This window comes from Anaplasma bovis (genome assembly GCF_036903315.1).
GTDB classification, from domain to species: Bacteria; Pseudomonadota; Alphaproteobacteria; order Rickettsiales; family Anaplasmataceae; genus Anaplasma; species Anaplasma bovis.
The window spans coordinates 26957-46863 of sequence record NZ_JAWLNY010000002.1 but is presented as its reverse complement, the minus strand read 5'-3'; the positions used below and the strand labels follow the sequence as shown (position 1 = coordinate 46863).

Annotated in this window: 31 protein-coding genes; 28 read left to right on the top strand and 3 right to left on the bottom strand. The window is 44.3% G+C overall.

Going from position 1 to position 19907, the window contains the following annotated elements:
* Window positions 1-59 precede the first annotated feature (59 nt).
* The 28 genes from rpsJ to R4I06_RS00440 all read left to right on the top strand — a co-directional run bounded on the left by rpsJ (window position 60) and on the right by R4I06_RS00440 (window position 17768).
* On the top strand, window positions 60-377 hold the full coding sequence (rpsJ, locus tag R4I06_RS00575) for a 30S ribosomal protein S10 (RefSeq protein WP_334413549.1): 318 nt from the start codon (window positions 60-62) through the stop codon (window positions 375-377).
* Window positions 378-408: 31 nt separating this feature from the next.
* Window positions 409-1068, top strand: a complete 660-nt coding sequence (gene rplC, locus R4I06_RS00570; RefSeq protein ID WP_334413557.1) for a 50S ribosomal protein L3 — start codon at window positions 409-411, stop codon at window positions 1066-1068.
* A 21-nt stretch (window positions 1069-1089) separates the two neighbouring features.
* The gene (gene rplD, locus R4I06_RS00565) at window positions 1090-1716 is read left to right on the top strand and encodes a 50S ribosomal protein L4 (RefSeq protein ID WP_334413548.1); all 627 of its coding nucleotides are present in this window, start codon (window positions 1090-1092) and stop codon (window positions 1714-1716) included.
* Complete coding sequence (locus R4I06_RS00560) at window positions 1709-1999, top strand: 50S ribosomal protein L23 (RefSeq protein WP_334413547.1); 291 nt, start codon at window positions 1709-1711, stop codon at window positions 1997-1999. The genes rplD and R4I06_RS00560 overlap by 8 nt, the downstream gene beginning before the upstream one ends.
* A complete protein-coding gene (gene rplB / locus R4I06_RS00555) occupies window positions 1996-2826 on the top strand; it encodes a 50S ribosomal protein L2 (RefSeq protein ID WP_334413546.1) in 831 nt (276 codons plus the stop codon). Before R4I06_RS00560 ends, rplB begins: the two co-directional genes overlap by 4 nt.
* Window positions 2827-2832: 6 nt before the next feature.
* Window positions 2833-3117, top strand: coding sequence for a 30S ribosomal protein S19 (rpsS, locus tag R4I06_RS00550; protein ID WP_334413545.1), 285 nt, complete (start codon window positions 2833-2835; stop codon window positions 3115-3117).
* Window positions 3118-3119: 2 nt separating this feature from the next.
* A complete protein-coding gene (rplV, locus tag R4I06_RS00545) occupies window positions 3120-3458 on the top strand; it encodes a 50S ribosomal protein L22 (protein WP_334413544.1) in 339 nt (112 codons plus the stop codon).
* Between the two features lie 3 nt (window positions 3459-3461).
* Complete coding sequence (gene rpsC, locus R4I06_RS00540) at window positions 3462-4097, top strand: 30S ribosomal protein S3 (RefSeq protein WP_334413543.1); 636 nt, start codon at window positions 3462-3464, stop codon at window positions 4095-4097.
* Between the two features lie 16 nt (window positions 4098-4113).
* On the top strand, window positions 4114-4527 hold the full coding sequence (gene rplP, locus R4I06_RS00535) for a 50S ribosomal protein L16 (RefSeq protein WP_334413556.1): 414 nt from the start codon (window positions 4114-4116) through the stop codon (window positions 4525-4527).
* A gap of 12 nt (window positions 4528-4539) precedes the next feature.
* Window positions 4540-4746 carry a 50S ribosomal protein L29 gene (rpmC, locus tag R4I06_RS00530; protein WP_334413542.1) on the top strand — a complete coding sequence of 69 codons (207 nt, stop codon included), beginning with the start codon at window positions 4540-4542 and terminating at the stop codon, window positions 4744-4746.
* On the top strand, window positions 4739-4969 hold the full coding sequence (rpsQ, locus tag R4I06_RS00525) for a 30S ribosomal protein S17 (protein ID WP_334413555.1): 231 nt from the start codon (window positions 4739-4741) through the stop codon (window positions 4967-4969). Before rpmC ends, rpsQ begins: the two co-directional genes overlap by 8 nt.
* A gap of 6 nt (window positions 4970-4975) precedes the next feature.
* On the top strand, window positions 4976-5335 hold the full coding sequence (rplN, locus tag R4I06_RS00520; protein WP_334413541.1) for a 50S ribosomal protein L14: 360 nt from the start codon (window positions 4976-4978) through the stop codon (window positions 5333-5335).
* On the top strand, window positions 5335-5649 hold the full coding sequence (gene rplX, locus R4I06_RS00515) for a 50S ribosomal protein L24 (RefSeq protein ID WP_334413540.1): 315 nt from the start codon (window positions 5335-5337) through the stop codon (window positions 5647-5649). The genes rplN and rplX overlap by 1 nt, the downstream gene beginning before the upstream one ends.
* A gap of 9 nt (window positions 5650-5658) precedes the next feature.
* Window positions 5659-6192 carry a 50S ribosomal protein L5 gene (rplE, locus tag R4I06_RS00510; protein ID WP_334413539.1) on the top strand — a complete coding sequence of 178 codons (534 nt, stop codon included), beginning with the start codon at window positions 5659-5661 and terminating at the stop codon, window positions 6190-6192.
* A gap of 13 nt (window positions 6193-6205) precedes the next feature.
* Window positions 6206-6511, top strand: a complete 306-nt coding sequence (gene rpsN / locus R4I06_RS00505; RefSeq protein WP_334413538.1) for a 30S ribosomal protein S14 — start codon at window positions 6206-6208, stop codon at window positions 6509-6511.
* A 19-nt stretch (window positions 6512-6530) separates the two neighbouring features.
* Complete coding sequence (rpsH, locus tag R4I06_RS00500) at window positions 6531-6929, top strand: 30S ribosomal protein S8 (RefSeq protein WP_334413537.1); 399 nt, start codon at window positions 6531-6533, stop codon at window positions 6927-6929.
* A gap of 12 nt (window positions 6930-6941) precedes the next feature.
* Entirely contained in the window at window positions 6942-7487 is a 546-nt protein-coding gene (gene rplF, locus R4I06_RS00495; RefSeq protein ID WP_334413536.1) for a 50S ribosomal protein L6, read from the top strand.
* 29 nt (window positions 7488-7516) lie between these two features.
* A complete protein-coding gene (locus R4I06_RS00490; RefSeq protein ID WP_334413535.1) occupies window positions 7517-7885 on the top strand; it encodes a 50S ribosomal protein L18 in 369 nt (122 codons plus the stop codon).
* Between the two features lie 9 nt (window positions 7886-7894).
* Entirely contained in the window at window positions 7895-8416 is a 522-nt protein-coding gene (gene rpsE, locus R4I06_RS00485) for a 30S ribosomal protein S5 (protein WP_334413534.1), read from the top strand.
* Between the two features lie 12 nt (window positions 8417-8428).
* Complete coding sequence (rplO, locus tag R4I06_RS00480) at window positions 8429-8869, top strand: 50S ribosomal protein L15 (protein WP_334413533.1); 441 nt, start codon at window positions 8429-8431, stop codon at window positions 8867-8869.
* A gap of 27 nt (window positions 8870-8896) precedes the next feature.
* Window positions 8897-10207 (top strand): preprotein translocase subunit SecY, encoded by a 1311-nt coding sequence (secY, locus tag R4I06_RS00475; RefSeq protein ID WP_334413532.1) that lies wholly within the window; start codon window positions 8897-8899, stop codon window positions 10205-10207.
* Window positions 10189-10842 carry an adenylate kinase family protein gene (locus R4I06_RS00470; protein WP_334413531.1) on the top strand — a complete coding sequence of 218 codons (654 nt, stop codon included), beginning with the start codon at window positions 10189-10191 and terminating at the stop codon, window positions 10840-10842. The genes secY and R4I06_RS00470 overlap by 19 nt, the downstream gene beginning before the upstream one ends.
* A 60-nt stretch (window positions 10843-10902) precedes the next feature.
* Complete coding sequence (rpsM, locus tag R4I06_RS00465; protein WP_334413530.1) at window positions 10903-11274, top strand: 30S ribosomal protein S13; 372 nt, start codon at window positions 10903-10905, stop codon at window positions 11272-11274.
* A 9-nt stretch (window positions 11275-11283) separates the two neighbouring features.
* The gene (rpsK, locus tag R4I06_RS00460) at window positions 11284-11658 is read left to right on the top strand and encodes a 30S ribosomal protein S11 (protein WP_334413529.1); all 375 of its coding nucleotides are present in this window, start codon (window positions 11284-11286) and stop codon (window positions 11656-11658) included.
* Window positions 11659-11679: 21 nt separating this feature from the next.
* Window positions 11680-12771, top strand: coding sequence for a DNA-directed RNA polymerase subunit alpha (locus R4I06_RS00455; protein WP_334413528.1), 1092 nt, complete (start codon window positions 11680-11682; stop codon window positions 12769-12771).
* A gap of 29 nt (window positions 12772-12800) precedes the next feature.
* Window positions 12801-13193 (top strand): 50S ribosomal protein L17, encoded by a 393-nt coding sequence (gene rplQ, locus R4I06_RS00450; RefSeq protein ID WP_334413527.1) that lies wholly within the window; start codon window positions 12801-12803, stop codon window positions 13191-13193.
* A 34-nt stretch (window positions 13194-13227) separates the two neighbouring features.
* Window positions 13228-15621 carry a phenylalanine--tRNA ligase subunit beta gene (pheT, locus tag R4I06_RS00445; RefSeq protein ID WP_334413526.1) on the top strand — a complete coding sequence of 798 codons (2394 nt, stop codon included), beginning with the start codon at window positions 13228-13230 and terminating at the stop codon, window positions 15619-15621.
* A gap of 128 nt (window positions 15622-15749) precedes the next feature.
* Complete coding sequence (locus R4I06_RS00440) at window positions 15750-17768, top strand: ComEC/Rec2 family competence protein (RefSeq protein ID WP_334413525.1); 2019 nt, start codon at window positions 15750-15752, stop codon at window positions 17766-17768.
* A gap of 14 nt (window positions 17769-17782) precedes the next feature.
* On the opposite strand, the gene R4I06_RS00435 is transcribed toward R4I06_RS00440, so the two are convergent.
* The 3 genes from R4I06_RS00435 to rpmH are packed head-to-tail and all read right to left on the bottom strand — an operon-like array spanning window position 17783 to window position 19623.
* Complete coding sequence (locus tag R4I06_RS00435; RefSeq protein WP_334413524.1) at window positions 17783-19105, bottom strand: alanine:cation symporter family protein; 1323 nt, start codon at window positions 19103-19105, stop codon at window positions 17783-17785.
* Between the two features lie 39 nt (window positions 19106-19144).
* The gene (gene rnpA, locus R4I06_RS00430) at window positions 19145-19498 is read right to left on the bottom strand and encodes a ribonuclease P protein component (RefSeq protein WP_334413523.1); all 354 of its coding nucleotides are present in this window, start codon (window positions 19496-19498) and stop codon (window positions 19145-19147) included.
* Window positions 19489-19623 carry a 50S ribosomal protein L34 gene (rpmH, locus tag R4I06_RS00425; RefSeq protein WP_334413522.1) on the bottom strand — a complete coding sequence of 45 codons (135 nt, stop codon included), beginning with the start codon at window positions 19621-19623 and terminating at the stop codon, window positions 19489-19491. The genes rnpA and rpmH overlap by 10 nt, the downstream gene beginning before the upstream one ends.
* Window positions 19624-19907: the final 284 nt, after the last annotated feature.

Here is a 19907-nt window from a genome sequence, read left to right as displayed (position 1 = left end):
GAGGTAGAACTGTGGGTTCTGGTATTATCACTGAGATTTTAGGATAAAAAAGGGTAGATATGGTTACGCAGAAGATATACATTGAACTCAAGGCTTTTGATCATTGCCTCCTAGATAGGTCTGTAAGGAGTGTCATTCTGGCAGCAAAGAGGAGCGGGGCCAAAGTAAACGGGCCTGTGTTCTTTCCTCGTAGGATTGCGAAGTTCATTGTGAATCGCTCTACGCATGTGGATAAGAAGTCCAGGGAGCAGTTTGAGATTAGGACTCACAAGAGGCTGATTAGTTTGCCTAAAGCAACTTCTGCTGTATTGCAGTCTCTCATGAGTTTGCAACTTCCCGCAGGGGTCGATGTTAAGGTCAAGGTTGTAGGGGGGTAAAGCAGTGTCTGGCTGTAGAGTGGGATTATGGATGAAGAAAGTTGGCACTACTGCCATTTTTGATCCTGAGACGGGGAGTAGAGTTCCGGTAACTTTGTTATTTCTGGAGGACACTGTTGTCGTGGGCACCAAGGTTGCTAGTGTGCAAGGGTATAATGCCATTGTACTGGGGTACAAAAGTTCTTCTTCATGCAATAAGCCGCAAGCGAAAAGTTTGGAGGCTTTGGGATTGGAAGGCAGTCGCAAGCTGTTTGAGTCTAGAGTTAGTGCGATAGAGGGAGAAGTTACTCCTGGTAACAACGTGTGCGTTGATCATTTTGTGGAAGGGCAGTTTATTGATGTTACGGGCAAGACTATAGGTAAGGGTTTTGCTGGTGTTATGAAGCGGCATAACTTTGCTGGACTCAGAGCTTCTCACGGTGTTTCTATTTCGCATAGGTCTCAAGGGTCTACGGGGCAGTGTCAAGATCCGGGTCGTGTGTTTAAGGGAAAAAAGATGGCTGGACACATGGGGAGTAATAGGGTAACTGTGCAAAATCTTCAGGTGCTTACTGTAGATAAAGAAGAGTCTTTGCTTGTGGTCAAGGGCACTAGTGTTCCTGGGCATAATGGTTCATATGTGTTTGTGAGGGATGCTGTAAAGAGGCCTGCGCCGAGAGATGGTCTTTCCTTCGTTAGTGTTGCGAGTTAGGGAGAATTTGGGTCGTCTGTTATGGAAGTTGATGTTTTTAATGTTAGGAATGAGGTTGTTGGCAAGATTGATTTGCCCCATTCCGTGTTTAGTGTTGAAATGAAGCGCGCAGTTCTTAAGGAGGTCGTTAATTGGCAGCTGGCTAAGAGAAGGGCTGGCACTCATAAGACTAGGGGCATTAGTGATATATCTGGTACTACCGCGAAGCCGTACAGGCAAAAGCATACAGGTAGGGCTAGGCAGGGTAGTCTACGCAGTCCCCAATTTAGAGGTGGGGCGGTGATTTTCGGGCCAGTGAACAGAAGTCATGCCTATTCTTTGAATAAGAAAGTGAGAAGGTTGGGCCTGAAGATAGCCCTTTCTGCTAAGGTTGCAGAGGGGAAGTTGTTAGTTCTTGATGGTATGGATGCAGATATGGGTAAGACATCTGATGCTTTGGCGATGTGTGCTGCATTTGCTGGCTATGATTCATATCTGTTGGTATCTGAGGACGCTACTGGTGGCGTTGAGCGCTCTTGTAGGAATTTGCACCATGTAAATTTGTTAAGATGCGTAGGTATTAACGTTTTAGATGTACTTAGGCATGATTGTGTGGTACTTACCGTTGGAGCGGTGAAGTTTTTGGAAAATAGGTTGTGTAATGAGTGATTATCTCTCCATGATGGATTCTCCTGTGGTGACTGAGAAGGCTGTTGCGCTGACTGAGAAGCATAATAGGTATGTGATCTACGTTGCAGTGAAAGCGAAGAGGCCTCAGATAAAGAAGGCCATAAAGCTGTTGTGTGGAGAAGAGCCTTTGAATGTTTGTTCTCTTAGAGTTAAGGGCAAAAGCAAGCGTTGCAAAGGTATAAAGGGGGAGAGGAAGGACAGGAAGAAAGTTTATTTTTCTCTGCCGGAAGGTAGGGAGTTCAAGATTGTAGGGGCGAAATGAATCTTAAAGTTTTAAGTTGCGTCACTCCGTCTCTAAGAGGCACCGTACTCGTTGACAAGACGGCACTTTGGAAGGGAAAGCCTGAGAGGTCCTTAGTCTCTGGAAAGGGGTCTTGTGGAGGCAGGAATGCTCGGGGTGTTATTACTGTGCGTCATCGTGGTGGCGGTCACAAGCGTAAGCATAGGGTTGTGGACTTTAAAAGGGATAAAGAGGGTGTTGCTGCTGTTGTAGAAAGGATAGAGTATGATCCCAACAGGACGGCATTTTTGGCGCTGCTCAAGTATGAGGATGGCGAGCTTTCTTACATTATTGCGCCTCATGGATTGAAGGCATCTGATACCGTGGTAGCTGGAGCGGGTTCTGATATTTTGCCTGGCAACTGTTTGAGATTGTCTGCGATTCCTTCCGGTACTTTCGTGCACAATATTGAACTAAAGCCGGGTGCGGGTGCTACTGTTGCTAGGGCTGCTGGTAGTTATGCTCAGGTTATGGGTAGAGACGGGGCCTATGTGATTTTGAGACTTTCTTCGGGAGAAGTTAGAAAGGTTCTCGCAGTATGTAGGGCTGTTATAGGTGTAGTTTCCAACTTAAATAATCAGAATATAAAGCTTGGTAAGGCTGGTAGGAGTAGATGGTTGGGTCTTAGGCCGAAAGTTCGTGGTGTTGCTATGAATCCTGTGGATCACCCACATGGTGGGGGACAAGGTAAAACGTCTGGGGGTAGGAACTCTGTGACTCCGTGGGGTGTTCCGACGAAAGGTAAGAAGACGAGGAAGCGCGGAAAGAGTAGCGACAAGTACATTAAAGTTTCATCCGTTAAGAGGTAGGTTGCGATGTCTAGATCTGTTAAAAAGCCTCCCTTCTGTGCTCCTCATGTCGTTCGCCTCGCGAATAGGGCTATCTCCTCAGGTAGGATGGGTGTCGTGATAAATATTCACTCTAGGTCTTCTGTGATTTTGAATAAATTTGTGGGGCTGACTTTTGGGGTGTATAACGGTAAAGTATACGTGCCTGTCAAGGTTACAGATAGCATAGTAGGTAGGAAGTTTGGTGAATTTTCTCCCACCAGGAAGTTTCAGGGGCATGCGGGGGATAAGAAGGTGTCCAGGAAGGGGTAGGTATGTCTGTTACTATTGTTGCTAAAGGTTCTGGTCTTAAGTCTACGCCCGCCAAGTTGGGGTTAGTTGCAGATTTGGTCAGGGGGAGAGATGTCTCAGAGGCGGTTATGTACTTGACTTTCTGTAACAAGAAGGCTGCTTCTATTGTTGCGAAGGTTCTAAAATCTGCTATTGCCAATGCTAGAGCTAATTATGGGGCAGACGTAGATGATTTATATGTAAAAGAGATTCTTGTGGGTAAGTCATTTACGTTACGCAGGGTTAGGCCTAGGGCTCGTGGTAGGGCTTATAGGATTAACAAGCGCTACGGAAGCGTTGTTGTGAAGTTGTTGAAAAGGTAGATTATGGGGCAGAAGTCTAATCCTATTGCGTTGAGATTAAAGATAGTTGGTACGTGGGATTCCTTGTGGTATGCCAACAGGGATTACGCGTCTAAGCTGCACGAGGATCTTTTGCTGCGCAGCTTCGTGAAGAAGTCTTTTAGCCATGCTGCTGTTAGTAAGATAGTTATTGCTAGGAAGGTTGATGCGGTTGTTGTTAATATACATTCCGCTAGGCCTGGGGCTATTATAGGCAAGAAGGGTACCGATATAGACAGAATAAAACAGAAAATTGCTCAGATGGTGAATCGTGACGTGGAGTTGCACATAGTTGAAGTGAAGAAGCCCGATTTAAAGTCTGCGCTTGTTGCGGAAAATATAGCACAGCAGTTGGAAAAGCGTGTTTCTTTTAGACGGGCAATGAAGCGTGGTGTTCAGAATTGTCTGAAGTTGGGTGCTAAGGGTATAAAGGTAAGTTGTTCTGGTAGGCTGGGTGGCGCAGAAATTGCTAGAACTGAGTGGTATAAAGAGGGCAGTGTTCCCTTACATACTTTTAGGGCCAATGTGGATTATAGCTGTGTTGAGGCTAAGACCATATACGGTATAGTTGGTGTTAAGGTCTGGGTTTACGTGGGTGATCACAGGTCTGGTATTGAATAATAGGAGATAGGCTGTGTTGTTTGTACCTAAGAAGACGAAGTATTCTAAGAGTTTTAAGGGCCGTATCAGCGGGAATGCTAAGGGTGGCAGCGAGTTAGCTTTTGGTACGTGTGGTCTTAAGGCTTTGGAGCCTTGTAGGTTGACTTCGAAACAAATTGAGTCCGCTAGACGTAGTATATCTAGAAGTTTGAGACGTGTTGGGAAAGTCTGGATACGGGTCTTTTGCCATACTCCAGTTAGTAAGAAGCCCGTTGATGTGAGAATGGGTAAGGGCAAGGGAAGCGTTGATAGATGGGTGTGCAAAGTGCAGCCCGGCAGAATTCTTTTTGAGATTGGTGGTGTCTCTGTGGATTTGGCTAGGGAGGCTTTTAAGAAGGCTCAGTCCAAGTTGCCCATAAGGTGTAGTTTTGTAGGAGAAGGGTTTTGTTGAGGGTTTACTAGTATGGGATCAATTGCTGACATTACCGAGAAGTCTTCAGAGGAGCTGAAGGAGATGTTGCTCTCTTTGAGAATGGACTTGGTGAGATGTGTGTTTGAGGATAAGAGTACGGGGCGTTTGAATCCTTCTTATCGCAAGATGATAAAGAAAAAGATAGCTCGTATTCTCACCGTGCTTAGTTTGAGGAAGATAAGAGGGGGTGATGTCTAAGAGAGTTTTGGTCGGTATTGTTGCGGATGCTAGGCGAGATAAGACTGTAAAAGTTGCTGTTTACAGCATGGTACATCACAAGGTGTATGGAAAGATAGTGAGAAGGCGTAGGTTTTATTCTGTTCACGACGAGAATAATAGGTGTAGTCGTGGTGATGTGGTGAAGATAAGGGAGCACATCCCTATCTCGGCTACAAAGAGGTGGATTGTAGTAGAGGGGTAGGTTTGTATGATACAGAAGAATGCCATTTTGGATGTTGCGGACAATTCTGGTGCGCGCAAGGTCTTATGTATAGGCTTTCTAGGCGGCAAGAAGTCTGCTACCGTGGGAGATGTTATAGTGGTATCGACAAAAGTTGTTGCTCCTAGAGGCAAGGTAACTAAGGGTAAGGTTTGTAAGGCAGTTGTTGTTAGAGTTAAGGGTCCTGTAAGGAGATTGGACGGCAGCATAATTAGGTTCTCAAGCAATGCGGTTGTCTTGGTAAATGACCAAGGTGATCCGCTAGGTACTAGGGTATTTGGTCCAGTTAGAAAGTTGCCAGTTGGTGAATTCACTAAGGTTATGTCCTTAGCTGTGGAGGTTTTGTAGTGGCTAGAATTGTTAGTGGTGATGACGTGCTCGTCATTACTGGTGTTGACAAAGGGAAGGTTGGTAAGGTCATAAAGGTAGTGAAAAGGGGGGATCGCGTTTTGGCGAAGGTTTCTTCTGTAGCTTTGTGCAGGAAGAGTGTCAAGCCCACAAAAGAAAAAGAGGGTGGCATATTTAGCATGGAAAGATTTGTGGATATTTCGAATCTTGCGTTCTATGATGCTGATGCTGGTGTCGGTGCCAGAATTGGCTACAAATTTGAGGATGGCAAGAAAGTTCGTTATTTAAAGGGTTCTGGAAGAGTTTTGGATTAGGTCTTAGGGATGTTAGGAAGTCGGAGTAAAGCTGCTGTAGCAGAGAGCCTTGCGGGTAAGCTTGGGTGTAAAAATATAATGCAGGTTCCCAAGCTTGTTAAGGTGTGCCTTAATATGGGCGTGGGTCTTGTTGCTTCTGATGCTAAAGTCATTGACGCTTGCGTTAGGGACATGGCCGTGATAGCTGCGCAGAAGCCAGTTGTTACTCGTGCAAAAAAGTCTATAGCTGGATTCAAGATACGTAAGGGGTTTCCTTTGGGGTGTATGGTTACTCTCAGGGGGAAGAGGATGTACGAATTTTTAGATAGGCTGGTAAATATAGCGCTTCCCCGTGAGAGGGACTTTAAGGGTTTGACCATGTCGCAGTTTGATGGTCATGGGAATATATCTTTTGGAATAAGGGAGCATATATCTTTCTTGGAAGTCGATTACGACAGGATAGATAAGGTAAGAGGTTTGGATATAAGCATTGTCACTACTGCGGCTAATGACAGAGATGCTAAAGCCTTGCTCGTGGAGTTGGGATTTCCTTTTGTAAATTGAGGTTTTATACGTAATGTCGAAGAAATCTGTTGTGCAGAGAAATATAAAGCGGGAGATGTTGTCTTGTGTGTTGGGTGAGAAGCGTAGGGCTCTTGCTTCTAAGCTGAAGGATGAATCTTTGTCCATGGCGGAGCGATTTTCGTTGCAGGCCAAGTTGTCAAAAATGCCAAGGGATTCTTCAAAGATAAGGGTTAGGAATAGGTGTCTTATTACCGGTAGGCCTCGTGGTTACTATAGGAAGTTTAAGATGTCTCGTATAGTGCTTAGGCAGTTGGGTTCTGTGGGGCAGATACCCGGCTTAACTAAGTCAAGTTGGTGAGTTAAAGGAGGGTTGAGCTGTGTCGTTATCTGATCCCATTGCTGATTTTCTGACGCGATTGCGTAATGGGCAGGCTGGTATGAATAAGGTTGTGCGTATTCCTTCTTCCAAGGTAATTATTTCGATGTTGAAGATTCTTTTGGAGGAGGGTTACATAGAGTCTTTTGAGGAGCCGGAGAGTGAATCTGGTCCGAGATTTATAAAGGTGTGCCTCAAGTATTTTGATTGTGCCTCCGCTATAAAGAAGATAGTTCGTGTCTCTCGTCCGGGCAAGAGAGTGTATTTTTCCTCGAGTAAGATGCCAAGGTTTTACAATGGTCTCGGAATCTATATAGTCTCAACATCTAAGGGGATAATGTTGGATAGCAACGCCAGAAAGCTAGGTGTAGGCGGGGAGATTTTATGTGGTGTATTTTAGGAGAGGTTCGTTGTGTCTAGAGTGGGTGCTATGCCTATAGAAATCCCGGAGGGTATCCAGGTAAATGTTGAAGGTGATGGGGTTGTCGTTTCATCTAAGAGCGGTGGGTCTGTAGCTTTCAAGTTGGGCCATGGAATAAAGGCTGTACTTGACAATAAGACGCTGGTTTTGGTTAATGGGAACCGTGATTCCCCTAGGTCTAGGGTTATGTGGGGATCGTACAGAAGTAATATAAACAATGCTGTGCGAGGTTTGTATGAGGGATTTACGGTTGAGTTTGAAGTGACGGGTGTGGGTTATAAGGTTGCCTTTGATGGAAAGAAGTACCTTTCTGTGTATTTAGGGTATAGTCATGGCGTTAAGTATGCTATTCCTGAGGGGGTTACGGTAAAGTGTACTAAGCCTACTCAGTTTAGCATTTCCGGAAGTGATAGGGCTGTAGTTTGTATGGTAGCTTCTGATATATGTTCCATAAGGAAATACGATCCTTACAAGGGAAAGGGTATCTCTATAAAAGGAAAGTATATATACAGGAAGGAAGTTACAAAGAAGAAGTAGAAGTGGTGTGATTGGATGGTCTTGTAGGTATGGCTACGTTGGTTGATTTAAGGAGGGCTGAAAGGCGCAAGAGGAGGGTGAGATTGAAGCTTAGAGCTGGGTCCTCCATGAGGCTTTCCGTCTTCAAGTCGAATAGGCACTTTTATGTGCAGTTGATAAATGATGAAGTTGGTGGGACTGTGGCGTCCGCTTCTACTCTTGAGCCTGATGTTTTGGCTGTTGCGAATAGGAGAGTGAATGCAGAGTCTGTAAAGGTTGTAGCAAAGCTTCTCGCAGGGCGTATAAATGCCTTAGATGCGCCTTATCATAAGTTTGTTTTTGACAGAGGGGCTCGCAGATACGCAGGTGTAGTTTCTGTATTTGCTGATGAATTGAGGAGTTTGGGTTTTGAGTTTTAGGTATTCTTGATGAGTGTAGATAAAAAACCGCGCGCGTCGCATGATGGCCATGATTTTTCTGAACTGTTGGTATCTGTCAGGAGAGTTTCCAAGGTTGTAAAGGGGGGAAGAAGGTTTTCCTTCTCTGTACTTGTGGTTGTTGGTGATGAAAAGGGAAGAGTAGGCTGTGGCATGGGCAAGCACGCTGAAGTAGCGGAAGCCAAGACTAAGGCTGTAAATGCTGCGAAGAAGGGTATGATGAGGGTTTACCTGCGTGAGTCTAGGACTTTACATCATGATGTCACCGCAAAGTTTTGTGCAAGCAGAGTTGTATTGCGGTCTGCCAAAGTTGGTACTGGAATAATAGCTGGAGGCTCAGTCAGAGCGGTTTTTGAAGTCCTGGGGGTTCAGGATGTTGTTGCGAAGGTTATAGGCTCATCAAATCCTCATAGCGTCATTTATGCGGTGTTCACTGCTTTTAAGAATATGCTTTCTCCTAGACAGGTAGCTGGGAAGAGGGGTAGGAAGATTTGTGATGTGGTAAGTAGGTAGGGGTGCGCTGTCATGAAATTGAATGAGCTGTTTAGCGGGATTCCGAGACTAAAGGAGAAAAAGGTTCTTGGAAGAGGGATTGGCTGCGGTAAAGGCAAGACTTCTGGGAGGGGTCACAAGGGGCAGAAGGCTAGGTCCGGATGCTCGATAAAAGGATTTGAAGGTGGTCAACAATCCATACTGACCAGGTTGCCAAAGAGGGGATTTAGATCTATGTCGGATGTGAAGTATGAGATTTTGAATCTCAAAGTGATTCAGAGACTCATAGACGAGGGTAAAATTAGCGACGTTTCTAATGTTAGTAAAGAGCTCTTGGTGGAGTGTGGGGTTTTATCTTCTGTGAAGAGTAAAATCAAGGTTTTGGGAGATGGTGAGTTGAAAGTTAGGGTTGGCCTGCATTATGATGCTGTGTCTAAGTCTGCTAGTGATAAGGTGTTCCTTCCTGAGGGTTAGAGTGGTTTCTGGAGAAAAGGTTTGGTGGTGAAAGCAGGGTCCCCCAGTGGTAATAATAGTGATTTGCTTAAGAGGCTTTGGTTCACGTTATTTGCGCTGATTGTGTATAGATTGGGGACATATGTTCCCATACCAGGGATCAACATAGGCGTTATAGAAGAGATAATACACAGCCATGTTGAGGGGGTGTTCGGAATATTTAACGTATTTTCTGGGGGAGCGTTGGGCAGGATGACGATATTCGCGCTTAACGTAATGCCCTACATAGTAGCTTCCATAATGGTGCAGTTGTTATCTGTCGCAGTGCCGTTTTTGAATGAGATGAGGCGAGATGGAGAGCTTGGTAGAGCTAAGCTTAATACCTATACAAGGTATGTTACGGTACTGTTTTGTGTTATTCAGGGTCTAGTAATTCTATTGGGGTTGGAGCGCATAGGCTCCGATGAGATAGCGGTTGTTGTATATCCTGGGCTTGCCTTTAAGGTGGTGGGCGTTAGTAGCATGGTTGCGGGAACCATGTTTCTTTTGTGGCTGGGAGAAAGAATAAATGCTAAAGGCATAGGGAACGGCATTTCGCTCATAATATTTGTTGGTGTGGTGTCCGAGTTGCCTAGTTCCATATCGTCTGTATTTATGGCGGGGAAAAATGGCGAATTGCCCGGGGTGATGTTTTTTACCGTATTAAGCGCATTTTTCCTGTTATTTGTTCTGATAATTTTCTTTGAAAGGTCTTACAGGAAAGTTCTAGTGCAGTACCCAAAGAGGCAGATGGGTGGGCGCTTTTACAATGCTGACTTTAGCTATGTTCCCTTGAAGATAAACATATCCGGCGTGGTGCCTCCGATTTTTGCCAATGCTTTGATGATGTCTCTTATGACCATTATAAAGTTCAACTCTGGGGCTGAATGGTCCAACTTTTTACAGGAACGTTTTTCTCCTGACAGCGTGTTGTATGTCGCTGTGTATGTGGCGCTGATAATGTTTTTTGCTTTCTTTTACACTTCTCTTGTCTTTGATACTAAGGAAACTTCAGAGATGTTGAAGAAGAACGGGGGTTTTGTGCCCGGTAAGCGACCTGGTAAGAGTACTAAAGATTATTTTGATCAAATTATAAAGAGATTGACAGTTCTGGGTGCGCTATACTTGTCGGTTATATGCGTTATTCCGGAAGTAATAAGGCATTATTGTGCTGTGTCGTTCACATTGGGAGGTACGAGTTTTTTGATTATAGTTAATGTTGTAAATGATACGTTTTCCCAGGTTCAGACGCAGATTTACTCCAGTAGGTATGGTGCATTGATAAGAAAGTCTGAATCACTATGGAAAAGAGCAAAGTAGGACTGCTTATTTTCGGGGCTCCTGGTTCAGGCAAGGGGACTCAGACGCGCCTGTTGGCCGAGCATCTAAAGGGAATCACGGCAATTTGTGTGGGCGATCTGCTGAGGGAAGAGGTGAGAGCTTCTACTGAAATTGGTGCCGAAATCGCAAGGGTTATGGAGTCTGGAGCGCTGGTCAGCGATGTCTTGGTGTGCGAGATGGTTCTGCGTAAGCTGCGGTACATGGGTGAGGGTGGATTTTTACTCGATGGTTTTCCGAGAAATATGCTGCAGGCTGAGTTTTTAGAAATCGCTTTACGATTATTAGATTGCAAAGTGAATCTGGTGATAAAATTAGAGGTTGATCCCGTTTCTATAATCAAGAGACTTGAGGGGCGCTTGGTTTGCAACCAGTGTGGCAGTATATCGAACATTGGCTTTCAAGAGGATTCGTGTAGTAAGTGTGGGAGCAGTGATTACACGAGAAGAAGAGATGACGAATCGTATGTGGTTGAGCGAAGGATTTTAGAGTACGAACGTGTGGTGCGTGAGCTTGAGGGTTACTATGGCGATAAGGTTGTGAAAATAAACGGCAACAAACCGGTGGATGAGGTCTTTGCTGATATAAGGGGCAAAGTAGTAGGTATAAATAACTAGTTGACGGTGTTAGATACATTTGTTATAGAATTGTCACATTCGTATTTTTGGGGTGCTTAGGTGGCGCGTATAGGTGGGGTTAACATCCCCGTGAATAAGCGTGTAGTTGTCGCTTTGACGTATATATATGGCATAGGTCGTTCTTCTGCTTCAAAGATCTGTCAGGGTTGCGGTGTAGATGAAAATGCTAGAGTGTCTTCTTTGGGCGATGACGATATAGCCAAGCTCAGAAGTTATATCAGGTCTGGATATGTTGTTGAGGCTGACTTAAGAAAAGAAGTCGCCATGAACATAAAGTTTCTGATTGATATAGGTTGTTACAGAGGGTTAAGGCATAGAAAGAAGCTTCCTGTGCGAGGGCAGAGGACTCACACTAATGCGAGGACTCGTAAGGGGGGCTCTAGATTGGCTATTGCTGCAAAGAAGAAGTAGTGGGGTTTTATGGCGATAGTTAAGAAAAAAAGAAACGTAGTTGTCGGGAGAGTGCACGTTTGTGCCACTTACAATAATGTCATTGTGACTGTTACAGATCAGCAGGGGCATGTGTTGGTAACCACATCTGCGGGGGCTTGTAATTTTAAGGGTTCTAAGAAGTCTACACCGTATGCTGCGCAGGAGACTGTTGCTAGGGCAGTGAAGGCTGTTGTTGAGCGAAACGGGATGAAGACGGTATCGATTCATGTAGCGGGGCCTGGTGCGGGTAGAGAAGCTGCTATCAGGGCTGTTCAGACTTGTAATCTCAATGTGACATCCATAAAGGATACGACAAAGCTTCCTCATAATGGGTGTAAATTGCCGAAGAGGCGTAGGGTATAGTTTTTGATATGAGAAGTTTTTATGGTAGTTTCTGGCGAAGATGATGCTGGCGATCTATGCTATGGAGATGGTCTTTCCATGGCAGATCACTGGGATAAATTAACTAGGCCCTCCTCGATAAGGGTTGTGAGTGGAAGTGATCCGAAGCGTGTGGCTGAGTTGGTGGTAGAGCCCCTGGAAAGCGGATTTGCCCTGACTTTGGGTAATGCCTTGAGACGTGTGATGATGTCTTCTCTTAGGGGATTTGCGGTCTACGGCATAGAAGTTGAGGGTGTGTCGCATGAGCTGACCTCTTTATCGGGAGTCAGGGAAGATGTTGCGGATTTGGTACTTAATCTCAGTATGCTAAGGGTTAAGTTGTTAAATTCGGACAGTAGGGTTATAAGGTTGGTTGCCAAGGGGCCTGCGGAAGTAACTGCTGCTGACATTGGCGATTCGAGTGACTACGTTATTTTAAATAAGGACCTGCACATTTGCACTCTTGGGAAGGATGTCGACTTTAGTGTCAAGATCTACGTCAACAGCGGCAAAGGCTATGTGCCGGCATCTGTTGCAAATGGTGTCTCTCCCAGGGCCGCTGGTAGCGTTGTGCCCGGGTTTATTCCAACCAATGCGCTTTATAGCCCCGTGAAGAGGGTTTCCTTCAGGATAGAAAGCAGCAGGATAGGTCAGTTTACAGATTATGACAGGCTTATTATGTCTCTGGAAACTGATGGGTCTGTAGCTCCTGATGAGGCTGTTGCGGTTGCGGCAAAGATTTTGCAGGATCAATTCCAGGCGTTCATAAGCTTTGATGAAATTGAAGAATCTAGGAAGAAAGTTGATAAAGAGGAGGGTGTACTTCCTTATGATCATAATCTTCTGCGTAAAGTTGATGAACTAGAGCTTTCTGTTAGGTCTCATAATTGTTTGAAGAATGACAATATAACATACATAGGGGATCTGGTGCAGAAGACAGAGTCTGATATGCTGCGTACTCCGAATTTTGGTAGGAAGTCCCTTAATGAGATTAATGAGGTTCTTGCTAGTATGAATCTGCATTTGGGTATGAAGATTCCCAACTGGCCTCCGGAGTCCATAGAAGACCTCAGCAAGCAGTATAGTGAGGATTAGGTGTTTATAGTTTACGGTGGGGGTATTATATGAGGCATGCTTTAAGTTGTAGGAAGTTTTCTCGCCCCACGGCGCACAGGATGGCCATGATGGCCAATCTTGCAGTTTCTCTTCTAAAGAAGGAGAAGATAGTTACTACGCTTCCAAAGGCAAAGGATTTAAGGCCTTTTGTGGAAAAATTGATTACTATAGCCAAAAGGTATAGTACCAAAGATCCTTTGAGTGGTAGGAGGCTCCTGTTGTCTAGAATCGGTAGCCAGGAAGTGTCTGGTAAGCTTATGCAGGTTCTTGCGGAAAGATATAAAGCGCGTAATGGCGGGTATGTTCGCATCATCAAGTGTGGCAATCGTGTGGGTGATTGTGCTCCGACCGCTATTATCGAACTTGTAGATAGGGATGTCGGGATAGCGGTTCCAAAGTAGTTAGTGATGAAGTTGATGTGATGGGGGCTTGGGAGTGAGGTTTGCGTACTCCTGGTTGTTGGACTATTTGGGTAATATCCATTGCTCTGCGGATTTTCTTGTAGATAAGTTGTCCTCTATAGGAATTGAGGCGCAGCTTTTACCTAGTCTAAGGGAAGAGTATGGAGATTCTTTTGTAGTTGCCAAGGTAGAAGAAGTTAAGCCCCATCCGCGTGCAGATAAGCTGGTCATATGCGATGTCTTTGATGGGTGTGCCGTTAGTAAGGTGGTTTGTGGCGCGCCAAATGTCCGTAAGGGGATGCTGACTGTCTTGGCTAAAGAAGGTTCAGTGGTACCAAAGAGCGGCACGACTATTTCTAGAGTTTCAATTAGGGGCGAAGAAAGTTGTGGCATGTTATGCTCTTTAAGCGAGCTGGATGTTTCGGCAGAAGATTCTTCGGGTATTGTAGATTTGTCAGGCTTTGATGTGGGGGAGATTTTTTTTCCTGCAGATAAGATAATTGAAATTACCATTACTCCTAATAGGGGAGACTGTTTGGGCATATATGGCATTGCAAGGGAGTTGGCTGCTGCGGGTGTGGGGGCATTGAAGCAGTTTCCTGCTGCAAATCTAGGTGATCTGCATAGTGATGTATCGCCTATAGATGTTGAAATGCGCTGTGATGGTGCGTTCGCAGGCAGGGTTATAAGATCTGTAAAAAATGGTGAATGTCCTCCAAGGTTGATTATGGACAGATTGATGTCTTCAGGAATCAAGCTTGTTTCGTGTGTTGTTGACATACTCAACTATGTAATGCTATTGCTCAACAGACCTATGCACGTGTATGACATGGATGCTTTAGGGGGCAATTTACTTATAGGGAAAAGTGCTCCTCAGGAGAAAATCAAGGCTCTAAATGGCAAAATTTATGAACTTACTACGGATGATATAGTAGTAAAAGATTCTGGGGGCACTGTGCATTGTCTTGCGGGGATTATGGGTGCAGAAGTTAGTGCTTGCGCGCGTGCAACTAAAGACATTTTTCTAGAATCTGCGTGGTACGATCCTGTAACCATTGCAGTGTCATCTAGAGTTCATAACGTTTCCACAGAGGCTGCCCATAGGTTCTCCAGACATGTGGATTTGGGTACGATTAAGGCGGGGTTGGACCTTGCTACTTCTCTGGTTCTGCAGTATTGCGGTGGCAAACCTTGTGCAAGTGTAGAATCGTCTAGGAATGTGGACTTACCTGATGTAACTATAGATTTCAGGGTGAGTTCCATTGCGCGGATATGTAATGTTTCTATTGCCGAGGAGCGCGTGGCTGGAATCTTAGAGTCTCTAGGGTTTTCAGTGGGACGCAGTGATGATGAAAAACTATGGAAGGTAAAAGTGCCTTCTTGGCGGGTGCTTGATGTAAAATCTGAAATTGATTTAGTGGAAGAGGTCATACGAATACATGGCTATGACGATATTCGTATGGAGGAGGTGGGACCTCCGTGTAGCGGCGGGAGTTCTTGCGAGAATACGTCCCATTTAGAACAGAAGATGCGTACTTCCATGCTTTCCTCGGGATTGACTGAAGTTGTAACGTGGTCTTTTCTGGCTAGTAGTGTGGCAGAGAAGTTTGGTTTTTCTGTTGATGACATGCGTATAGAGAATCCTATAAGCAATCAGTTCGATGTTATGCGTCCGACCATATTGGCCAATCTGCTGCAAGTTTCTGCTGACAATCAGGCATGCGGAAGCGAGAGTGTAAGTATATTTGAGATGGGGGATATATATCTGTCTATCGATAGAAGTGAACATGTTGTATGTGCTCTAAGGTCGGGGAATTTTTTGCCCAAAAATTTGCATTCAGAAATAAGAGGATTTGATTTTTTTGATGTTAAGAGCGATGTAGAGCAGTTATTGGTACAATTTGGTGTAAGCGAAGATGATCTGCGGTATGTTCCGTCATCAGGTAGGAGCTATATGCATCCGGGTAGATCAGCTGATATATATCTTCGTGATGTCTTGTGCGGATATGTGGGGGAAGTCCATCCTGAGATTATCGAGTTTTTGAAGCTAAAGCATTCTGCCGTGTGTTTTGAGGTGTTCACAGAGAGTATTAAGAGATATTCTCCCGCAGAAAAGAAATCTGGATTTTGTGTCAATAAATATCAGCCCGTGAAGAGGGATTTTGCATTCGTGTTGGATAAAACTGTGAGTGCTGCTACGCTTGTTGACTCTATAAAATCTATAAGAAATGTCGAAGAGGTGAGGGTTTTCGACGTCTATAACGGTGATGGTATATCTGAAAACAAGACATCTATAGCTGTCTCTGTTGTTATATCATCGAGAGAAGGGACCATGACTGAAGATGACATCAAGAGTGTGTCCGATGATATTATTTTATCAGTTGAGAGAAAAACCTCCGGAAAGCTCAGATTAGATTACGAGCTTTAACTGCTATTTCCTAAAATTGTACCAAACCTAAGCATTCGGGTTCTTGCGTATCTGTAAAGTTTTTAATAGAATGCGTAAGTGCTATAAATCGTTCAATACCAAAGGTAATACACATTTGGGATGCATTCGTGTACGAGTTTTCGGAGCAGAAAACTCATTTTGTGACATGGGCTACAGTATTTTTATCACTTGGGATAGTTGCGTATTTTTCTTTCAATAGTGAGCCCGAAGTTTATTCACTTTTTATAGTCGGGACGACAATTATAGTTCTTATAGCATTTGGCATATTTAGCACTAAGTGGAGAATATTATACATTTGTTTAGCTATGGCAGGGCTGGGATTTGTAGGTGCATATGTACGAACACATATGCTTTGTCATAAACATACTATGATAAAACATAAAAGATACGTAAAAGGCGCGTTGGGTGTTATTAGTGAGATAAACTATAAACCAGGATATGCACAAGTGCTGTTCTGTAATGTAAGAGCCTACACATTCCACGATATTTGTGTCAGATTGGCGGTAAGAACAAAAATTGATCCTGCCATAAAAATAGGTGACACAGTAAAATTTTCTGCGGTATTAATGCCTCCCAGTGCGCCAGTTTCCTACATGGGGTATGATTTTGCGCGTGTTGCATATTTCAAAGGTATAAGCGCTGTTGGGTATACCACATCAATGGTCACTCTGCACAAAAGGTCAGACAAGATAACACTCATGCATTGGGTGGAAAGAACTAGGCTCAGTGCGTACAGAATATTTTCTCTGGGGTTGAGTAAGGATTGTGCGGAAGTCATGTCTGCATTGCTAATAGGAAAAAGACTGGGGTTGAGTAAGGATATACAAAAGAATGTCAGAAATTCAGGGTTAGCGCATCTTTTCGCAATTTCAGGAATACATTTGTCATTTGTTTCAGGAATGATATTTCTGTTCTTGAGGCACACGTTTGCATGCTTTGAGTCATTATCTCTCCTCTACAATATCAAGAAATTGTGTGCGGTTACAGCGATAGTAGGGAGTTTTTTCTATTTACTTATTTCTGGCGTATCAATCTCGGCACTCAGAGCCTTTATAATGGTGACGCTTGCTCTTCTAGGAATCATCTTTGATAGGCAATGCAGTGGGTTGCGCTCTTTATCAATTTCAGCGCTTGTAATATTGATCCACAATCCAGAAGCGCTCCTATCACCAAGCTTTCAGATGTCATTTGCAGCAGTACTTGCACTAGTGTCTTTTGGAGGTCGTGTGTCCGCTGCTACTGCGTCTATGAATGCAGTGATAAGATATATTATCCTGACATTTATGGCATCAACAGCGGCTAGTTTCGCTACTGCTCCATACGTTATATACCATTTCCACTATTTTTCTATCGTGGGCATTTTGGCAAATATCGTAGCTATACCTTTGACAACGTTTGTAATCATACCCATGGGAGTATTGTATGTGCTCTTCTATTGCATATTAGGTGGAGACATAGGTATTTCATATATTTTAGAATTGTCGGTACGATCCGTTCTTTACGTAGCGGAATACGCAGCAAGTACCAGGATGGGAATTCCCACTTTTTTCTGCATTCCCACCGCTTCCGTGTTGAGTTTGACTTTGGGATTAGTGGTAATATGCCTATGTAGAGGTGGTCTCAGAATTGTGGGAGGAGCCTTGTTCATAGGATGTGGTATTGCAGCAGCATTTTTCTACAGGCCTCCAGACATTTTGTGTGATTTTAAAGGTGCGGCAACTATGGGCAGAGACGGTAAGCTATATTTTGCCACTCTAACAGGTTCTGCATCAGGACTTACCTACTCTTCGTGGGCAAGAGATAATGGTCAAGCAAAGATAACAAAAAGCGAATACAACGATACAGAAGGCGATGAGAACAGACTTTTATGCACACAGGACGGGTGCGTATACGACAGAAGAGTTCTCATAAGTGGCAATGATGACTTCATAATGCGGCGTTGTACAGAGCAGATAGAGCTGGTAATAGATTTTGGGTCAGTGTTAGCTAAGTGCTACAAAGCGGCACACGTAGGAAAGAGTGACATGGAGCTCAAAGGAGTACACTACGTATGGCTGAAGAAACGCTCGATAATAGTCAAAACTGCTGCGACCAACAGATTGTGGCATAGAAATTTCAGACTCTAACCCATTGCAACTGCTTATCGCTTTTCACCCGTAGAATCGAACATGTCCCTATATTTTGAAAATATTAGTAATATACCTACGGTGTTGGCAATGGTTGCGACTGATACCGCCAAGTCTGCAACGTTCCATATAAAACTCACTGTGCATATAGAACCTATAGGAAGAACAGAAGTGAACAGAACAACCCAACACTTTTCATAGAAAGTATTGCCACCGAACACGTAGGATACCGCTTCTTTTGAACACACAAGCCAAGTGAGTATCGTGGTAAATGAGAAACAGAACAAAACTAGAGTCAGAGCATACTTCGCGTAAGTGCCTCCAATAGCATTAGAAAATGCTGTAAGGCACATATTTGTACTCTCGAGCGCCATGTCTCCCCATACTCCAGTGCACAGCAATACCATGGTTGTCATCAGCGCTACCACAGCTACTATAAGCGGCGATACTAAGGATATCAGACTCTGCTGTAGGGCAAAATCACGCTGCTTGAGCTCACTATTTACCAGCGAATGTACGGTCCCCTCCAACCCCAACCCTATGTCTGTGGCAAATATTCCTCGCAAAGCACCAACTTGAATAACAGCCAGGGTTTCAGCTATGAAAGCCAAAATCGCTCCGTTTTTGAAACTGCTTACACTGAAAACATTTTCATATATTAGCAACAGCGACGGAACTATGTTTTTCCCAAATTTTGTCAAGGTTATTGATGCTAATAGAAAATAAGACACCGTCATAAGGGGAACAACTTTCGAGATTAATGAACTTACGCCGCGCGTGTCCATAATGTTCACCATCACTAGTAGTAAAGTGATTAGCGCACCGGCAGCAAGTGGAGTGCCACCAACTATGTTCATGGAAATCGATAAAGAATTGACCTGCACCATGTTCCCAACAGTTAATGCGCATATCGCAGTTATTACCATTGAGACTATAGAGGCCCACTTTGACTTGAATGACTCTCTTAGAAACACCACAGGCCCACCAAAGGTTTTCTCACCCTTAGTTGTCCGTGTCATTATGCTAATGTAGCAGGTAGCGTACTTTATTATTGAGGTAACAATGATTATGAGAACCATCCATACTATAAATCCAGGGCCCCCAGCCCTCAGAGCTACAGCAGTTCCAGATAAATTTCCAACTCCAAGATTTCCCCCAACTATGGCGCATAATGCGGAAATTGAACTGAAATCCCTGCCCCTGTCCCTAAACAGCTGAGAAAAAGCCTCCGGCAACCTCCTAATTTGAATCCACCTGGAAGAAAAAGATAAGAAAAAACCCGTGAACAGAAGCAGAGCAACAGCTGGCGCGCATAAGAGCAGTTTCAGAATGTCCATACTTCAATATCCAAACAAGTACCTCGCTAACTCAGGCCCTCACAAATGCAATCTCAACCTCTTAAGGCAAACAACCAGGTTGCTCTTCAGTGTTTGTAGAGTAGCATCCGCAAGTCTGCTGCTACTAACCAATACATAACAAAAATCCTTATTAGCCCTCTCAGGTAAGATGTCCTGAGCAGCAACCCTCATCCTACGACGTATCTTATTACGGGTCACAGAATTCCCAGACTTCTTACTGACCGTAAATCCAACTTCAATAGCGTCTGGAGACGGGCTAAATGCACGAACTGCCTGCAACACCAGCCCTCCGCAACTTGCAGAGAGACCAGCAGACCTAACATGCACGAACTCCTTCCTATGCTTCAGTGTAACGAGACCCCTCAAGCGCACAAAACACTCCTGCCTTTTGCACGCCTACGGCTAAGAACCTTCCTACCCCATCTAGTGGACATCCTAGCACGGAAGCCATGTCTACGCTTTCTAACAAGCCTGCTCGGCTGAAAAGTTCTCTTCATCTTGTGTACAGACTCCGACTAGTAATAGCACTAGGCCAGGTTATAGTCTGCACCAAATTTTGTCAAGAACCTATGCCTCGCAAATATATATGTGTTTTTAAAACAGGTTGAAAACATGGCCAAGTCTTATTGCCCCAAGCCATAATTGATTGAGAAGTAGGCACTTTTTACGTGCTCCCAAATGTGTAGTGAGGATAATGAGTTGCTGGAGACAGTAGAAATGCGACATCTATTCCTGTTGTACTGGGACCTGCTGAAGTCAAGTATGAGTGACGCAACATTAC

Excerpts from the sequence above, each read along its gene's own strand:
- R4I06_RS00560 (WP_334413547.1), top strand. The coding sequence starts at position 1,709 with ATGAGTGATTATCTCTCCATGATGGATTCTCCTGTGGTGACTGAGAAG.
- rpsJ (WP_334413549.1), top strand. The coding sequence starts at position 60 with ATGGTTACGCAGAAGATATACATTGAACTCAAGGCTTTTGATCATTGC.
- rpsK (WP_334413529.1), top strand. The coding sequence starts at position 11,284 with ATGGCGATAGTTAAGAAAAAAAGAAACGTAGTTGTCGGGAGAGTGCAC.
- rplD (WP_334413548.1), top strand. The coding sequence starts at position 1,090 with ATGGAAGTTGATGTTTTTAATGTTAGGAATGAGGTTGTTGGCAAGATT.
- rpmC (WP_334413542.1), top strand. The coding sequence starts at position 4,540 with ATGGGATCAATTGCTGACATTACCGAGAAGTCTTCAGAGGAGCTGAAG.
- rplV (WP_334413544.1), top strand. The coding sequence starts at position 3,120 with ATGTCTGTTACTATTGTTGCTAAAGGTTCTGGTCTTAAGTCTACGCCC.
- R4I06_RS00435 (WP_334413524.1), bottom strand. The coding sequence starts at position 19,105 with ATGGACATTCTGAAACTGCTCTTATGCGCGCCAGCTGTTGCTCTGCTT.
- rplB (WP_334413546.1), top strand. The coding sequence starts at position 1,996 with ATGAATCTTAAAGTTTTAAGTTGCGTCACTCCGTCTCTAAGAGGCACC.
- rpmH (WP_334413522.1), bottom strand. The coding sequence starts at position 19,623 with ATGAAGAGAACTTTTCAGCCGAGCAGGCTTGTTAGAAAGCGTAGACAT.
- rplE (WP_334413539.1), top strand. The coding sequence starts at position 5,659 with ATGTTAGGAAGTCGGAGTAAAGCTGCTGTAGCAGAGAGCCTTGCGGGT.
- rplQ (WP_334413527.1), top strand. The coding sequence starts at position 12,801 with ATGAGGCATGCTTTAAGTTGTAGGAAGTTTTCTCGCCCCACGGCGCAC.
- rplO (WP_334413533.1), top strand. The coding sequence starts at position 8,429 with ATGAAATTGAATGAGCTGTTTAGCGGGATTCCGAGACTAAAGGAGAAA.
- R4I06_RS00490 (WP_334413535.1), top strand. The coding sequence starts at position 7,517 with ATGGCTACGTTGGTTGATTTAAGGAGGGCTGAAAGGCGCAAGAGGAGG.
- rpsC (WP_334413543.1), top strand. The coding sequence starts at position 3,462 with ATGGGGCAGAAGTCTAATCCTATTGCGTTGAGATTAAAGATAGTTGGT.
- rpsQ (WP_334413555.1), top strand. The coding sequence starts at position 4,739 with ATGTCTAAGAGAGTTTTGGTCGGTATTGTTGCGGATGCTAGGCGAGAT.
- rpsN (WP_334413538.1), top strand. The coding sequence starts at position 6,206 with ATGTCGAAGAAATCTGTTGTGCAGAGAAATATAAAGCGGGAGATGTTG.
- R4I06_RS00470 (WP_334413531.1), top strand. The coding sequence starts at position 10,189 with ATGGAAAAGAGCAAAGTAGGACTGCTTATTTTCGGGGCTCCTGGTTCA.
- rpsS (WP_334413545.1), top strand. The coding sequence starts at position 2,833 with ATGTCTAGATCTGTTAAAAAGCCTCCCTTCTGTGCTCCTCATGTCGTT.
- rplN (WP_334413541.1), top strand. The coding sequence starts at position 4,976 with ATGATACAGAAGAATGCCATTTTGGATGTTGCGGACAATTCTGGTGCG.
- rplC (WP_334413557.1), top strand. The coding sequence starts at position 409 with ATGAAGAAAGTTGGCACTACTGCCATTTTTGATCCTGAGACGGGGAGT.
- R4I06_RS00455 (WP_334413528.1), top strand. The coding sequence starts at position 11,680 with ATGGTAGTTTCTGGCGAAGATGATGCTGGCGATCTATGCTATGGAGAT.
- rpsE (WP_334413534.1), top strand. The coding sequence starts at position 7,895 with ATGAGTGTAGATAAAAAACCGCGCGCGTCGCATGATGGCCATGATTTT.